Source organism: Paenibacillus sp. LS1, assembly GCF_026013365.1.
Lineage (GTDB): Bacteria > Bacillota > Bacilli > Paenibacillales > Paenibacillaceae > Paenibacillus.
This window is the reverse complement of sequence record NZ_JAPDOE010000005.1, coordinates 126,558-143,109: the sequence shown is the minus strand read 5'-3', so window position 1 is coordinate 143,109 and position 16,552 is coordinate 126,558. Positions and strand designations below refer to the sequence as shown.

Below are 16,552 nucleotides of genomic sequence, written 5' to 3'. Positions count from 1 at the left end.
GGTGAAAATTATGAACAAATTGGCAATAAAAGAAATACTCACATTATCCGGAGTCGATCCGGAACCCTCATATTATTCTGGCCGTCCAGCAACATTATCTGATCTGAACAGCAAGATCTTAGATAAAATTTATCGAGGCATAGCTGAGAACATAAGCAAAGAGGCTGCTGATAATTATCTTCAGCTTGTTGATGAACTGGAATATCTTTCAGCAACTGCTTTCTTAAAAATGATCTATAGATTGGAACAAAATGAATGGAAATTCGATTATAGCTTAGCCCAGAATAATAGTAATACTTCCTATACTTCTCCTGGAACAACGTTCGGTACGTTCGGATCTAGGCTTGGACAATCCAACAGCTGTAGGAACGATGTCACTATAGATATTAAGCGAGAGTTCCTCAGAAATCATGGCATTAAAATTTGAAACTTATTAATTATTATGTAAACCGAGTTGGAAAGAAGTAGGAGGTTTTATGAAAAGAGATATAATACCACGTTCTGAGACTAATTTAGAGAATGCCGAGAGTACGCTAGAGATCCTATTGAAGATGTCTACTGCATTCATAGAAAAGTCAAAATCTACATCAACCCGTAAATCCTATCAATCGGACTGGTCTCATTTTGTAGATTGGTGTACAAGGTATGAACTTCCATATATGCCGACAACTAATGAAACCTATGCTTTGTATCTTTCGAGTATGGTTCTGGATGGTTTAAAAGCAAGTACGATTCAGCGCAGAATGAGTTCAATTGCTCAGGCTCATTATGCGAAGAATTTCGATACGCCATCAACAAAATTAATAAAGGAAGTTTGGTCAGGTATAAAAAAAGAAATTGGGACCTATCAAGAAGGGAAACAACCAATTCTTATCGAAACGTTGCTCGAAATGCTGAAATTAGCCCCTGCCAATATGAAGGGAAGCCGAGATAAGGCCTTGCTCCTAATCGGTTTTGTTGGGGCTTTCCGTAGAAGTGAACTTGTTAACTTAGATGTTTCTGATTTTAGATTAAGTAAGCAAGGATACACTGTACGAATAAAGTACTCAAAAACGGACCAGGAAGGTAAAGGTGAGTTTGTTGCTATCCCTTACGGTCAAAGTCAAGATACGTGTCCCGTGTTAGCAATACAGAATTGGCTTAATGTATCTAGTATTGAGTCTGGGCCGGTCTTTAGAGCCATAAACAAAATTGGCCATTTATCAGAGAAGAGGCTCTCTGATAAATCAGTCGCTTTGATCGTCAAACGTTATGTAGAAGCTGTAGGCCTCGATCCAGCCATGTACGCTGGGCACAGCCTTAGGAAGGGATTCGCTACCACTGCTGCAATGAGAGGGAGTAGTGAACGGTCCATTAAAGAGCAAACGCGACATAAATCAGACGCGATGCTTCGGAGATATATAGTCAATGCCACGTTATTTATGGAGAATGCTGCTAATGATTTAGGACTCTAACCAATTCTGGAAGACAATTTGTATTTAAGGCTAGGAACATCATGTGATAAAGCATGTTGTCTCTAGCCTTTTTCATTTTATAGATTACAGTTCTAAAGTAGTTTGTAGTTTCAAGAAAAGTATCCCTCAGGATCTGCCTTGACCAGACTGAAAGGTAAATTAAAGCAGATTAACCTCATTCAGATCATTAATGTTACTCCACCTTCTTATCACTCTCAGATTCTACTTTATCAATATAGTATGTGGGCAAATTTGTTTTTGTCTTGTTTATGAGTACCAAATCCTTTAAGAACATAATCGTAACCACCACTTTTATTTTGTTTAATATCATGGATTAAGTGAGACTGGTGGTCTTGCTTCAAAAAGATATCTTGAGTTGTAACCTCGTCTGGGAACTTCCGAACGATCTCTTGATCCAGTATTGGAGCATCAATAATAACTCGTTGCTCACAATGAACACATGTCCATCTGTCTGTGACCTCTGTGTCTTCCAAGTCCTTGTCACACTCCCTACACCTATATGTCTCATTTTCAAAACTATTAGTAAACATCATTCTTATTCTACTCATAAAATCAACTCCTTTATTTATCCATTCTATACTAATTTTCCATTCAATATCTACGGTCTACCCATTCATTTCGGAGTTATCAATCAAAGAGTGCTCATTACTCGATTCTTATAACAGTTGATATAATTCTAAAATGCTTAGCCACTAATCAAAGATACATATGGGGGTCTCAGATGACTAGAGAAGAAGTAATTAGTAGCTTTCCGGTAACTAAAGATTTAGACATTGGTATTTATGCGTACTTAATGCCTCTTGCAGTTATTATAATCATAGGATCGGTAATTTTTCGTATTGAAAAGAAAAACAGGCTAAGTTTAGGTACTTGCATTGCATCATCGACTATTGCACTTATCATCATTATTGCTTTTGCTTCTGCTTTAGCCCCGCATCTTAGCTCTATGAATGGTGAGAAACGCGACCAATGGTATGCTGAAATATTTACGCCTTATATTGAAAACCTGGAAGAGAAGAAAGTTTCGATTATTGATAAAATGTGGACTGAAGAAGCCAGATTATCCGTTATTTTAGATGTCACTGCTAAGAGAAAAATCTACTCAGGTTACACCGATTTTTCATTCTATGAGCCATCTGACCCAGAAGATCTGGGTTATGCAGTGATAAGAGACCTTGGCGATTTAAATGATTTCCCTGAAGAAGCTTTTTACTTACTACGTTCTCATAATAGGATTGAAATCTTGGAATTATATCTGCCAAAAAAAACAATCAAAAGGACTGAACCGCAGAATAGTAATACAAATAACTCCTGAGAGGATGTTGCAAATGTGCGATGAAAGTATCAACCCAACAAATGAAAATGAATGTATATTATTAATCGAGATGAATACGACAGAATGGAAAGAGTTATTGAAAGAATCTTTAATCCATCGGGAATTGATATCTCATCCAATTGTTCCAGGCGAAATGGAGACTTCTTTTTATAACCCTCTTGAAATTGATAGTTACGAATATCAGTTAACTTTACTTGATGTACTTGGGCCTAACCTCACACTAAAGTCTTACAGGACTGTTTACGAGAACACCGGTGTTTCCGTTGAACAATATCAAGCTGCAGAGAAGACAGTATCAGTCATAAAGGAGATATATTCAGCTATTCATATCGCTCTTGAGCGTTAAGAAAAAGTTCAAGGACACAGCCCCCTCGTGCTTGTGTTCTTGAGCTCTTTTTATAGAGTGTATTGAGGATTCTTTCGTTCATTACTCGATTTAAAACTAGATTGGTATAATTACGACTAAAAATAGAGGAGTGTTTATCATTTTAGATTTACCATTTACTATCACTACAATTTTTGTTGTGGTCGCTATTACGTTGAAGTTATTCCGTAAAATGTATCTTGAAGCTTTCTTTTTTGGACTGTTTACTGGAAGTTTTCTCGTATACAGCATATCCAAATATTATGGGGTGGTTAATGCAACAATATCTTTTTGGCCATTTATATTCCTTAGCATTTTATATTGCATATACCTAATTTTCGAATTTGTAAAAGAAGCTAATAAAAAAAAATCTAACATACCGTTTGCTTCTAGAGATTTACATTCTTTCATAGTGGGCAGTACTGGTACAGGTAGAGCAACAAGAGTCAAACTAATATTCCACGCTTTTGATTTGGCCAGGGAAGGACACCAGGTTCACTATGTAAACCTTACTAAAGAAGGTGAAAAGCTTTCAACTATAAATAATAATCAAAATCTAATTGTTTATAATAATAAAAAACCTCAATTAGTTATCGAAGATTTAACGAGGGAGCTTAAAAATCGGATGTCACTTTTTAATGAAGACGATCACTTGCTTGAAACGTTGCCTGAAATTTATATAATTTACGACGAAGGCAACAATGATCAATATATCTTTGAGTCCTTGTGTAGTCTTCTAAATGAATATAAGAATGATCTTAGAAATCTCAAAATCAATTTCGTTTTCTCATCAGAAAATGCTCTTGCTTTCTCCGGAAGTTTGAATTGCTACTAAAATGAATCTCTTATCTTAGATAGAAACGAGGTGCACAATGATCAGCTGGAAACGAATAAATTTAATCTATGGTTGGATTTTATGCTTAGGTAGTATCCAAATAACGTACAACATACTTACACCGATATACCTGAAGAGTGATCTTAAGGATTTTATTATTGCATTCTTAGTATCATATGCTGGAGGAGTATTATTCCATGGAATCGCGCTGTTCTTGTACCACATGTTCGGAAACCATCGTTTGAAATTATTAAAAGCATCTCTATACACTCTAATAGGCCCTTTTTTAAGTCTCCCCATGGTAGTAATGACCTTAGAGACGAAAATTGGTTTCACCTTGTTTTTTGTATTGTTTGTGAGCCTTCTTTTTCAAAGAATCAATTGGCAATACGTAAATAGTATCATCGAAGATCTCAAGCTTTCATTTTACCCACACCTCAAAACTGGATTCAATGAATTTCTGGATACGAGAGAGCAAAGAAAACATGACGTAAATCATTAGTTGATTTTACAGAGAGTTTTCAATTATAATACCATCATACAAACTTTATTCTCTCTTTAGGCATCGTCATGTGACTCACATGCCTGTTCATTTTCTAAAATACACTTTTGTTCGTTGTGTTTCCTGTAGATGTTTTTAATTCAGGGATTACTACAAACTAAAAGTGTATTTTTTTTATCGCTAACATTAGAAAATTACTATTCAAAATGGAGGAATTTATTATGCGTGAAAAAAGTGAAATTGTGTTGGGTTATATTTTAAAGGTATCAATTCTAGCAACTGTTGGTTACCTCGGTATCTTATATTGCCAATGGGCAACTGAATTTAACACTCAACTTATGTCTCAGATGATTGAAAATTATTCAAGATAAAAAGAGTGTGAGCCACAGAATTATTAGGGCTCACACTCTTTTTCATTTCCAGTAGAATAACCATTATTTATCTTTGTGATATACTTCAGTGTAGTGATATGAGCAGTAATATTATGAAAAACAAGAGAGAAGATATTTGTATAAATTCAACCAGAAGGAGTGTTACTTTTGTATTGGCCAGTTCCTGCTTTAACACTGATTGCATTAATTATTATCATCGGATTTAGTTTTCATTCATTCTCAAAAGATAAGCTTAAACAACCCTTGATAACGCATTTTTTTCGAAAATTGCTTTTAGCTGGAGTTGTACTCTTGTCGTTTGCCGGCATGTGGACAATCGTACTAAGTATATTCAACAATATCTACATATTGATATTCATAGGAACTACGTTATCAGCACTATTTCTATTGATCGTTTTTAGTTATTGGAAAAAGAGCGAAGATCTAATAAGCAACTTTTTAAGGAAGTTGAATTTGAAATTATAAAGCGAGGCGATTGAATTGGCATCTGAATTAGCAGTTTTGAGGTATACCGATGATCTGGGAAGAACTTTAACGATTCCTCTAACCGTTTCACAAATCCAAGAGTGGTTTGAGTGTTTCGAGAACCATAAACCATTCATAGTTCATCTTAGTGACCAAATCAGAGGAGTTAATCCCTCTAAGATAATTGATTGGACTATTGCAGGGGTTTCTCCTGATTTGAAATCAATGAGACGTACCAGTGTTGCAGATATCACCTGGGAAAGCGGGAAACCTATTGTGAAACAGGAGAGAGTGTTACCCTCCACCTCGAAAGAAAACATTCCTGAATCTTCAGTTCTGAACGAGACTCCCCCTTTAAAAACCGGACCTACAATCACCGAAGAAACTACAGACACTTCTAATGGGAAGATATTTCATAAAAAAGAGACTCTTTTTAAAGTGGAATGTAAATGTGGCGAAGAATATACATTATACAATTTCAGAAGGAGTACTCGGAGTGGGTGCGTTCACTGCAACCAGATTGTTGTCGTTGATTATAGTCCAGGTCTGATCGAAACGGATCAAGGAGAAGCTTGGCTTATGACAAATAAGTACTGGGTTAGAAAACAAACTCACCCAGATGACGAAGTCAAAGAAACACTACCTTCCACCGATTTCAAGACAGACGTTATGAAAAATGAACTTACCAAATGGAGTGCTAAAAATCAAAAGTAGACTTTCCTCATCACAATAATCCAATGTAATCATAAAGGAGACATGTAAATATATGAACAACAGAAAACCCCGTGTTTTTATTGGGAGTTCTAGAGAAGCAATTCCATACGCTAATGCCGTTGCAAAGGCACTTGAACATGCCGACACTGAAGTAAGCGCTTGGTATTCAGGTGTTTTTAAAGTGAACGATTACACCATGGAAGCTCTTGATCGTAACTTAAAATCAAATGATTTTGGTGTATTTGTTTTCGCTGCAGATGATGTAGCCTTAATGCGAGATAAGCCTGTATTTATCACTCGCGATAATACTTTATTTGAAATGGGACTATTCTGGGGACGATTAGGGCGCAATAGAGTATTTGGAATAGTGCCTAAAAACCTCAAGACAAAATCAGAACTACTTCCAAATGCAGAGTTTCACATCATGTCTGATTTATCCGGATTGACTTTGCCTTCTTATGACGCAGGTCGGTCTGATGAAAACTTTGATGCAGCTGTTCAAACCGCATGTTCCGATATCATCTATGCCATCAAAAAAGAAAGTCTTTTTAAAGACCCTGAGCAAGAAGAGCAAAGGAACCATAGTGTACTGCAGTTTTTTTGGGATTATTTCAAAGGGGTAAATTTACTCAGTGAGCATGATACATATAATGCTTATGCAGATGCGATACGCAACTCATTTCTCCCTCCTGAAGGGTTCAAAGTAACGGGAGCAGCCGTATGGAAGAAGTCGGATGAGTACATGAGACAAGTTGGAGGAAATGTTGGCCGAAATCGGGAGTATCATTTAAATGATAATGATAACAAGAGCGATGGAGAAAAATCCATCATGGTTCTGGAGTGTTTAAAAACAAAGACATACACATTTTTTAATACTCCAGGAATTGCTGCTGTATCAGTTCTATGTTATCCTTTAGGCAAAGAACATGTTCTCTCTGTCCATATCTCAGGGAGAGAGAACTTAATTGACCATAACTTCATTGAAATTGTAGAGAACAATAACTTGTTACTAAATACAATCCGACACATGATTGGAGGAGAGTAATATGAAGAAAAAGACCAAACAAACGGTAGCCGTATTCAGCAAGGGTCGGAACGTCGGAAAACTTAGTCAATCTAGTCGTAAAAAAATACAGAGAGTTTCTTATAAAGAAATGGCTACTCTTTCTAAGGGACGTACGCTATACTCTGGACCATCCACGGGTGATACAGATCAAACCTTTATAAAAGTGTTTAGTGCCCCGGTAAATGAGCAAAAACCGTTCTTTGTAAAATAAACTGTAAAGAACCAGGTTACTCTGATGTAACCTGGTTCTTTTTGTCGTGCATATAAATAGACACATTCTTCGAATGCTCGTATAATAAGTTTAATTGAAGACTGTCCACAAAGAGGAAGCACCTCAAATTACGCGATAATCGTGTGATTTGAGGTGCTTTTTTTGTTTCAACACTACATTCAAAATTAGAAGGGATATATGCTACCGTGAAAAAATTATTCATTCGATCCATTGCAATGATGTCTTTAGTACTTTTCATTACTTCACTATTTTCTAGTTATTCCTATGCACTATCTTTGACACCAGAAACCAATTTCATTTTGTCCCCAATCAAGAGTGCAGAACAAACCATTGGACACTATGTAGACCAGATTACACCAGGTGCACAAAGAGAATATACCTTCTATGCTACCAACATATCTAAGAAAACCATAACTTTAAAGAGTTATCCAGCAGATGTCCTTCCAGATGAAAATGGAGGCAAAGGATTCTCGCTCAGTAATAAAAAGCCAGCAGCAATGGGAACTTGGATGTCTCCACAAGGCGTACAGGAATTCAAGCTTAAGCCCAAAGAAAAGAAACAGTTTAGTTTCGTAGTGAACGTCCCAAAGGATTTAGAACCAGGACAGTACATCGCTGTAGCAGCCGTGGAAGAGTCTACCTTAGCAGAAAGTCAAAGCGTTACTGCTGATGCCAAGGAAGCTAAACTTGCTGCCGATATTGATAATCGCCGTGGAGTACAAATGATCATGGAATACCAGAAAGAAAATTCTTATCACGAAATGTCTATTGACACCTTTAAACATGAGTACATATCGGATGGTTCTTCGCAAATTACCATTCAGCTTTCTAATAAGGGAACCATTTTGGAGAGGCCTGTTGGTCGAATTATTGTCAAAAACTCTAAAGATAGTGTTGTTTTCAGCGAAGGATATAACGCGGATTCAATATACAGCAAAACTACTGCAAAAATGGTCTATTCATTAAATGATAGTATTCTTTGGCCAGGACAGTACACCGCGTACTACGAAGCAACATTTGCAGGACAAACAATCAGTAGAACCTTTGATTTCACAGTAACAGAAGAGGAGAATCAGCAGTCTTTAGAAAATCGACAACTAGCCGGTTCTCTGCAGATCAACAATTCATTTGGAGATTGGCTGAAAGCACATATGTGGGTGATGTATCTGTTTATCTTTGTTGTCCTTCTAATTCTTGGATTATTGTTATTCCTCATCATTCTGTTATGGAAACGAAGACAAGAAAAAGATAAACAGAAACCTAGTCCCACTCCTCCACAGCATGTCTAGTAGTTTCTACAAGGTAAAGGGGGTGATGAGCGTGTAGAACATGTCTAAGAATCTAAAAACAAAAATTGGGAGGTAATAGAAACAATGAAAAAAATGTTAGTTTCGGCCGCTTTAGCTCTACTTATGGCACTGCCAGCTGTGTCTGCTTCAGCTGAAGAGGTAGAAAAAGAAGTTCAAGTATCTGGTGGTTCGCTTCAGGTCACTCAGACCAGGCTCCAGTTTTCGGACGTAACCTTGAAAGTAAGAGATCAACAAAAATCCTTTGCTTCGAGTCTCACTCACGTCATTGATAATCGAGGAAATGGAGCTGGATACGGATATAGCGTTTCAGCAACCGATTTTGAAACGGAAGTTATTATTAATGGACAATCACAGAAGTTCAGAATACCGGCTTCATCTATCCGATTCACCACTTCGTTAAAAGATACCATCACGGGTGTTCCAGTTAATTTTACTACTAATGGTGTTTTGGCTAACAATGAAGTGCTATCGGACACACCAAGAACCATGTTTAAGGTAGATCCTGGATTTGGTCAAGGTGCTTATGACTTTCAAGTTGATTACGTTCTGAATCTGCCACAAAAGATTCAATCTGCTGATGGAAAAGAAATTGGGGTAATGGCAGGTACTTATAAAGCTAAATTCACTTACACAGCAACTTCAGGAATTTAAGGAGGGGTAAATCTCTTGGAAAAGAATGAGAAAAAGAAGAAAAAGAAGTTCAGTATTGGATGGAAGCGGAGTGTAATATTAACGCTTGTTGTAGCCCTGATTCTGGGTTCAGTCTCCTTCGCAGACAATTCGCAAAAGGCACAAGCAGCTGAGTTTGTAAAAATCAGATCCATAGAATCATATGATGATGGATTCTACAACCGTGGTCAGATGAATACCTATTTGGGAACCAACATTATCCTAGATAACGGAAATGCTATCGTTTTTAATGATCCGAAGACACCAGAAGTATTTACTGGAAACTATAAAAAGTTTGAAAGGTATGTTACAGGTTCGTCTGTGGACAAACACATCTATGCTTATATTGATAACTTGGGTGATTTTTATTATAAGCAAGGTCAAGCTAATCCAACCTTTAATAAACTGCTGTCTCAAGCTAAAGATTTCGTCACCAATGTGTATGATCATCCCTATAATGCGTACGCTGGCACCTTTATTCTTGACCAAAACGAGAATGTTTGGGCAATGGGGTATGGTACAGGGGGACAACTTGGAATAGGTTATAAGCAATCAAAAACCGTGCCTACTGAGGTCGTAGATCCTGAAACCGGCGATCCCCTTGAAGGTGTGAAAAAGATTTATTATCTTTCTAGAAAAGCGGTGCTGCTAGTCACGGATGACTCAGCCTACTTGGTGGGTCAGGCTTTTGGTTTGAATTCACTCACTAAAGCTGTACCGATTAAATTAACTATCTTCCCAGAGTTTAATACTGCTTCTGATTTTGATATGACGTATGTAGATGGTATCAAGTACTCATGGGTTTACAATGGTACTAATGACTATCCTAGTTCATACTATTACAATTCTGCCAGAAGAGTTTTCACTATAAGTGGTAAACAGTATTCTCTTAGTAACTTGATTGACTTCAATGACCACATTGCGATTCCTGACGAAACAGATAAGACAACATTGTTAGAGCTGCCTTCTGATTATGATTATCGCACAATAAAAAAAGTGACCACGCAACAGTATGGTGGTGGTCATGCTAACACAATTAGTTCAGGTTACACCATCTTAGACAAAACTAATTTATATTACTGGGGAAGCCCCCAGAAAATGTTTGGTTATATCAATGGAGCACTAGGACACGTCTCTGACAGAGTGCTTTATAATACCGGAGTAACATCATCCGCAGTCTCCATTTATGGTGATGTCCTCGCCTTAAAAGCAAATGGAAACATGTATGCAAGAGGTAGATCCAATGGAACAGGTGTCAATGGAGGCAGTTTAGACTCCTTTATCCGAGTGACGGGACCTGCTAACGAAGTAAAAGACATTAAACAGTTTGATACTAATGGATGGACCCATTACGCTTTGAAAAAAGACAATACAGTGATTTCATGGTATTCAGACAGTACATTTAAAACCTCAACCGACAAGTATCTTGGCCTGGTTTCAGTACCTCAATACGGTGATGGACGAAGACTTGTTCTTGGTATATCGGAGAAGGGTGAGCTCGTAGATTTGTCTACTACTACAAAAGTACCTGGGGTTTCAAATCTAGCCCCTGCTGATTACGTGGCACCTGTGACTGCACCAGAAAAACCTGTCTTGTCCGTATCTTCGAAAGACAAATTTAATCAGTCCATCATTTCAGTGAATTATGGAACTTACGAAGATATCACCACAAAACAGGTTCAAATTAACGGACAAGGTTGGACCAACTACACAGGAGAATTTCTAGTCACACAATCTGGGAACGTCTCCATTGAAGCGCGTTCTTCTGATAGTAAGGGAAATATCTCCGAGATCGGAACCTTGACTATAACAAGCGACCCAATTGTAATCTCACCTGGTTCACCTACGATAACCGATTTGGGTAACGGTGAGATAAAAATTGAATCAGGCACCACAAATAAAAATACAAAACTACAAGTTAAAGTTGGAGACGCTAATTGGCAAGAACACAATCCTGCTAACAATCTCTTACTGCAGCCTGGTACTTACACGATACAGGCACGCCTATTAAATGATCTGAACGTGGAACTTGTTAATCGTTCAGTGCAGATCACAATATCTGAACCATCCGTACCTATTGAAGTAAAAAAACCAGTAGTAAAAGAACTGGGGCTTACGAAAAATTACAAAATTGCTGTTGAACTTGAATACGACACTACGGGTGCAACAGCGCAGTATTCAATCGATAACGGAGCGTGGGAAGTTTATACTGCCCCATTGAAACTTTCCAATGAAGTTCACCAAATAAAAGCAAAAGTCATCAAAACCGATGGTGCCGAGAGTGAGATCACAGATTATACTACGACCCAAGTAGAACCAAAAGTTAATGTTCTTGGGGACCAGGTAACTATCGATTTGGGAGTAGGTTTATCTGAACTTACATTATACTATAAGGATGCTTCTAGCCAATGGATTGAGTACACTGGGGCAGTTACCTTGCCAGATGGTAAACAGGATCTGTACTTAGAAGTACGCGACCGCAATAGTAACACACCAATTTTCAATGGTGGTCCTTATACGGTGGATATTTCTAATACAAATCCTAATCCTGGTGACGGGGGAACAACACCACCTGTTGATCCGAGTCCCGCTACACCAATCAGCGATGAAGAGGTTGATTTTACAGTTCAATCAGGAGGTTTAAGTTCCCGCTTTGAAGGGATCGATCTTTCTACCATCGTGATTGACTCTACAAATCCTTACCAACAGATTAACTCTGTCTCTAACGCATTTATTGATGACAGTACCGGTCGTGCAGGGGGTTGGCAATATTCGTTACAGATTACCGATTTCGTTTCCGAACCGATGTACGATAGCAGTACACAAGAAAAAGGGCTCGTCGTAAGCATCCCAACTAATTCGTTTAGTGTGAATGTTGGATCTTCTAAAACCCTTGCTGGACCAGAAAACCAATTATCTAATGTAGGTAAAAAGGTATTCTCCACGGAAGCACAAGTACTTGCTCTGGCCAATCCATTCGAGGGAATGGGGTATTATCAAATTCCATTGAATTTTACAATGAGTGTACCTGACCGTGTTAAAGTCGTTAAGTCTTCAGACGGCAGTAAGTATGCACCTGGTCAAGATACTGGATTGATGGCAGGGGTGTACAAATCGACATTTACGTTCACATTGACATCTGGTATTTAAGTTGATCAAAAAAAGAACAGACCTTCAGAGCCTTCAGAGGTCTGTTCTTTTTTATAAGCATACCTAATTTGCCGGCTCATTCATAAAATGATAGCATGACTATATTAAACGAATAGAATTCAGGCTCATGCATGCGCAAACGAGTCATATCAAGCACGTTACAATATTTAATCCACTTTTGGTGAAACTTTACCATTGTGATTAACCTGTAATGTGCTTTTTTGAGTCTAAAAACAAATACATTAGGAGGAACACATCAGAATGAATACTAAAGAAGTAAAATCTATGAAACTACATAATAACCAGATTAAAAACCACATCATTTTTTTCAGTGGAGGTACAGCAAGTTTTGCTGTTGCTGCCTGGGTCAAAAAAAAGCATCCGAATGACAACATTCTTCTCTATTTTACCGACACACTTTGGGAATCAGAAGACCTATACCGTTTTAATAATGAAGTCTCAGATAAGTTGGAGTTACCCTTGCTGACACATTCATCCGGACTGAACCCAATGATGCTGCAATTTGAGAAGAAATTAGTATTTAATAACATGATCGGGGATTGTAGCAAAATTCTAATGTTCAAGTTATCATGCTTCAAGAACTTGATGATGCATACCGCGATTATTTTTATGATCGTGCACCTAAACCAAAAACATACGTTCATCCTGCGGCGAGCGCAGTTTGTGAATACATGAAGATACAACAGTACAGTTTTATGAAGAAGAATGGAGCACCTTATCCAATAAGAGATCTTCATTATGATGTTGAAAACAACATGCAGATGGATCTATTTGACATAGGAGGGTGCGGTTGTTTTCTGGAAGTAAACTAAATTACTTGATCAAAATCACAGTACCATAGTGTTGTGATTTTGTTTTTATCAAGAGAAACGATAACCAAGTACAAACGTATTACCGAGTAGGCAGAGAGGGGGTGAACAATAGGTGAAAAACTCACAGAAACTTTTGAATAAAACGCACATTATTAAACAGAAGAAATTGAGCACGAACATGATTATATTATCAATAGCATCTATTTTACTTACTATAACAGCTAAACATGTATACACCCAGTTCCCACATACATGGAGCGAGTTTGGCCCTAGTACTGGAGTCATGGCTTTACAAGTTTTAATTGTATTCGCTAGTCTAATCCTAGCAAAACGTCATTACATTTTCGATTTGAAACTAGGAACAAACAAGAACACTTCGCATCGATTATTTGCGATCATGAGAATTATCATACCCTTAGGAACCATGATTTTCGGGATCATTTTCTGGTTTTATTTATATCTGACGCCAGCAACATTTCTCATTTTCTTGATCTATGTATTTAGTGGTAATGAGGAGTAACTTCTCACTTTTAAGGTCCCTGTTTAGATACATAAATAGTAACTTCACCTTAAGCCGCTCTGCGGCTTTTTTAGTGCCATTACTCGATTTCCTTGAAATAGTATATTCTATGCGGAGGTAAACTAAAATAAATCTCTGTATAAATGAATTTGAGTAGAGTAACTAGTAGAATTATATGAGACCTAATTAAACGGATGGGAGCAAATCGGATTAACTATGAATGAGTATTTGAGTAAACACATGGCCTACAACATTGAGCATTATCTCCGCAAAGGAGTTACAGTGACGAGATTCAGAAAAACAAACAAGCAAGTACGAAACAGAATCTTATACGCGTTATTACTATCTAAGAACATCAAATTTAGTGAATTGGCCGATTTAATCGGTGTCAGCAGCAGAAGTATAAATTATTGGGTAATTGATGGAGTAATTCCTAGTTTGAAGCGAAGACGTCAAGTCTGCTCTGTTCTGGGTTATCCTGATCATGTTCTGTTTAACAAAGAAATTAAATATAGCCACCCTATCATTTGTATACCTCAAGCATCAAAATACCACAAAGGAGTCACAGCAAGGAGTAAGGTTACAAATGAAATACTTCATGGCCTACTTATACTATACAATATTTCGACAACTGATTATGCACACTGGATTAATTTGCATCCAGGTACTGTCCGAAAATACTTACATACTCCTAATTTTATACCGAGTATAGAATCGCAAAGTAAAACAGCAGATTTTTTCAGAATAGCACCTCAAATTCTATATACAAAACCCGATTAGATAGACAAACTTGCACAAAAATTCAGCGTAAGGGGGTTTTCAACTCATGCTCTCAAATAGAAGGGACGTGACTCTCTTTCGAGAAACTAGTTGCTGCAATGCACGATCAATTTAATGGAGGGATGGCTCTGAGTAAATCTTCTTCTAATAAATATTATCTTATATACATGATTTTTGCTGTGGTCTTAATAGACTTACTTCGACTCCCCCAGAATGAATCAATCACTGGATGGATCGGTATTAGTTTGATAATCGCTCTAGGTATCCTTTTGAAAAGGCCGGTTGAAGCTTTTGCTGCCCGAGCTGGAACAATCAGCCCTCTCATTAGGAAATATTACTGTTATCCTTATTGCATTTCAATATGAACATAACCTTTTGATCGCTTTCATTGGAATAATAGTAATACTCTCGACTATTTACCTTGGTACAAAGTTTAAGCCATCGAAAGGCCTAACGATTGATAATGATAAAAATCCTTCGAACCCAACTCATTAAGATGAATCGGATGTCAGAAGCGCCAAATACTCTTTATTTGCATTCATAAAAAAATTAATTTGTTTCATTACTCGATTATTTAAGTATCTGTTACAGTATTGACTAAGATATCTAGTGGGCAGATTGATCACATTCAATCTTGAGAAATGGAGGAAGATAGCCTTGTATCAGATCATACAAACTAAACCGAATTTGAATGCTTTAGATGTCCACAACAAAGAATTCTCTACTAGAGTCTTGGGTTGTGACCGAGACCAAGTTAATGAGTTTATTGATACGGTCATTAAAGATTACGAATTCTTCGATAAGACTATTAAACAACTGAAAAGAGAAAATGAAGAGTTGAGAATAGCGCAACAACTGCAGGAGAATAATCTTATCGACCGAGTCAGAGAGTTGGAGATTGCTCAGTGGGGCAGAAGTAAGGGATAGCATATGAGTTGGGAATATTCTAACAAATCGTTGAAAGGAGTCAAATAATGTACAGTGAACGACCTATATCAGTGCGTATACAAGAAGCATTAATTCAATCCGTTACCAAACCACGAAAGTATGCTGTGGATCTGAGACAGCTTCATATTCATGAAAAGTCTCCGACATTCTTGCTTCCTGAAAGGTGCAGTAAAATTTGATGGATGAGGATACTATTAATCATTTGTTCTTCTGTGCGATTGTCATTCTCGTGGGGATCATCGGAGGAATCAAAATAAACAATGCTTATAAAAGTGCCCTTAGAAGCAAGCTGCAACAGTGTGATCAAGCTCTTGAGTTTTATAGTAAACTTGATTTCTATTTATGGGCACTTCATACCGGTCAGATTCAATTAGAACGTCCTCCACAGGATTTGTATGAACAATCAAGCCACTATCTACACAGTAGTGAAATTGAGGGCTTAATAGAGATTCATTCCAAATCTACGGAAGAAATAACTCAGTTTTATGATCTGATTAAGGATAGAGTGCTAGATAAAAAAGAAGAACAATTAGATGTAATACGTAAGATCTACGGAAACAAGAAGAGGGAGGAACCGGAGTGAGTGAATCAATTACTAAAAGGCTATTCCTCATAGCCTCCAGTAACTTTTCATTGGATGAGTTGGAAGTGCTGATCAACACCGACTACCCCTATAAAAACGTCTTATATATCTCCGTCAAAGGACATGTTCCCGATAGAATGAAGTATATCGAGAAGATAGAACAGGTTAAGCCGGACGATGTCACTTATGTGATTACGGAAGTGAGACGGGTGGGGGTAGGTCATATGGGGCCACACTCGGATTAGGGAGGTATAACGCGCTTCCTTTCCAGATGATTCAAACTTAATCTTATTAAAATAATAAATAAAGTAAACTCTGGAAGCACCAGCATCCCCCGAAGGGAAGCTGTGTGCTTTTTCATATTTTGAGGAGGAAAAC

Annotated in this window: 17 protein-coding genes; 16 read left to right on the top strand and 1 reads right to left on the bottom strand. The window is 37.5% G+C overall.

What is annotated here, in order from left to right:
• Positions 1-10: 10 nt before the first annotated feature.
• Both OM416_RS19740 and OM416_RS19735 read left to right on the top strand, forming a co-directional pair.
• The gene (locus OM416_RS19740; RefSeq protein WP_264932372.1) at positions 11-427 is read left to right on the top strand and encodes a hypothetical protein; all 417 of its coding nucleotides are present in this window, start codon (positions 11-13) and stop codon (positions 425-427) included.
• Positions 428-476: 49 nt separating this feature from the next.
• Positions 477-1,454 carry a site-specific integrase gene (locus tag OM416_RS19735; RefSeq protein WP_264932369.1) on the top strand — a complete coding sequence of 326 codons (978 nt, stop codon included), beginning with the start codon at positions 477-479 and terminating at the stop codon, positions 1,452-1,454.
• Between the two features lie 230 nt (positions 1,455-1,684).
• Here OM416_RS19735 and OM416_RS19730 read toward each other — a convergent pair whose 3' ends face one another.
• Complete coding sequence (locus tag OM416_RS19730) at positions 1,685-2,023, bottom strand: hypothetical protein (RefSeq protein ID WP_264932367.1); 339 nt, start codon at positions 2,021-2,023, stop codon at positions 1,685-1,687.
• 173 nt (positions 2,024-2,196) lie between these two features.
• Between OM416_RS19730 and OM416_RS19725 the strand changes: the two genes are divergently transcribed.
• From OM416_RS19725 to OM416_RS19660, 14 genes are all read left to right on the top strand, one after another.
• A complete protein-coding gene (locus tag OM416_RS19725; RefSeq protein WP_264932365.1) occupies positions 2,197-2,790 on the top strand; it encodes a hypothetical protein in 594 nt (197 codons plus the stop codon).
• Between the two features lie 13 nt (positions 2,791-2,803).
• A complete protein-coding gene (locus OM416_RS19720; protein WP_264932363.1) occupies positions 2,804-3,157 on the top strand; it encodes a hypothetical protein in 354 nt (117 codons plus the stop codon).
• Positions 3,158-3,287: 130 nt separating this feature from the next.
• Positions 3,288-4,010 carry a hypothetical protein gene (locus tag OM416_RS19715; RefSeq protein ID WP_264932361.1) on the top strand — a complete coding sequence of 241 codons (723 nt, stop codon included), beginning with the start codon at positions 3,288-3,290 and terminating at the stop codon, positions 4,008-4,010.
• A 723-nt stretch (positions 4,011-4,733) separates the two neighbouring features.
• The gene (locus OM416_RS19710; RefSeq protein WP_264932359.1) at positions 4,734-4,883 is read left to right on the top strand and encodes a hypothetical protein; all 150 of its coding nucleotides are present in this window, start codon (positions 4,734-4,736) and stop codon (positions 4,881-4,883) included.
• 501 nt (positions 4,884-5,384) lie between these two features.
• Complete coding sequence (locus OM416_RS19705; RefSeq protein WP_264932357.1) at positions 5,385-6,083, top strand: hypothetical protein; 699 nt, start codon at positions 5,385-5,387, stop codon at positions 6,081-6,083.
• Positions 6,084-6,135: 52 nt separating this feature from the next.
• Positions 6,136-7,128: a nucleotide-binding protein gene (locus tag OM416_RS19700; protein WP_264932355.1), complete on the top strand. Its 993-nt coding sequence runs from the start codon at positions 6,136-6,138 to the stop codon at positions 7,126-7,128.
• Position 7,129: 1 nt separating this feature from the next.
• Positions 7,130-7,360: a hypothetical protein gene (locus OM416_RS19695; protein WP_264932353.1), complete on the top strand. Its 231-nt coding sequence runs from the start codon at positions 7,130-7,132 to the stop codon at positions 7,358-7,360.
• A gap of 206 nt (positions 7,361-7,566) precedes the next feature.
• Positions 7,567-8,670 carry a hypothetical protein gene (locus OM416_RS19690; protein WP_264932351.1) on the top strand — a complete coding sequence of 368 codons (1,104 nt, stop codon included), beginning with the start codon at positions 7,567-7,569 and terminating at the stop codon, positions 8,668-8,670.
• Positions 8,671-8,754: 84 nt separating this feature from the next.
• Positions 8,755-9,342 carry a hypothetical protein gene (locus tag OM416_RS19685; RefSeq protein WP_264932349.1) on the top strand — a complete coding sequence of 196 codons (588 nt, stop codon included), beginning with the start codon at positions 8,755-8,757 and terminating at the stop codon, positions 9,340-9,342.
• A 15-nt stretch (positions 9,343-9,357) separates the two neighbouring features.
• A complete protein-coding gene (locus tag OM416_RS19680; RefSeq protein WP_264932347.1) occupies positions 9,358-12,510 on the top strand; it encodes an RCC1 domain-containing protein in 3,153 nt (1,050 codons plus the stop codon).
• 261 nt (positions 12,511-12,771) lie between these two features.
• Complete coding sequence (locus OM416_RS19675) at positions 12,772-13,206, top strand: hypothetical protein (RefSeq protein ID WP_264932345.1); 435 nt, start codon at positions 12,772-12,774, stop codon at positions 13,204-13,206.
• A gap of 2,094 nt (positions 13,207-15,300) precedes the next feature.
• Complete coding sequence (locus OM416_RS19670; RefSeq protein WP_319951919.1) at positions 15,301-15,570, top strand: DivIVA domain-containing protein; 270 nt, start codon at positions 15,301-15,303, stop codon at positions 15,568-15,570.
• Positions 15,571-15,766: 196 nt separating this feature from the next.
• Positions 15,767-16,174, top strand: a complete 408-nt coding sequence (locus tag OM416_RS19665) for a hypothetical protein (protein WP_264932343.1) — start codon at positions 15,767-15,769, stop codon at positions 16,172-16,174.
• Entirely contained in the window at positions 16,171-16,419 is a 249-nt protein-coding gene (locus tag OM416_RS19660; protein WP_264932341.1) for a hypothetical protein, read from the top strand. Before OM416_RS19665 ends, OM416_RS19660 begins: the two co-directional genes overlap by 4 nt.
• The last annotated feature ends 133 nt before the right edge of the window (positions 16,420-16,552 follow it).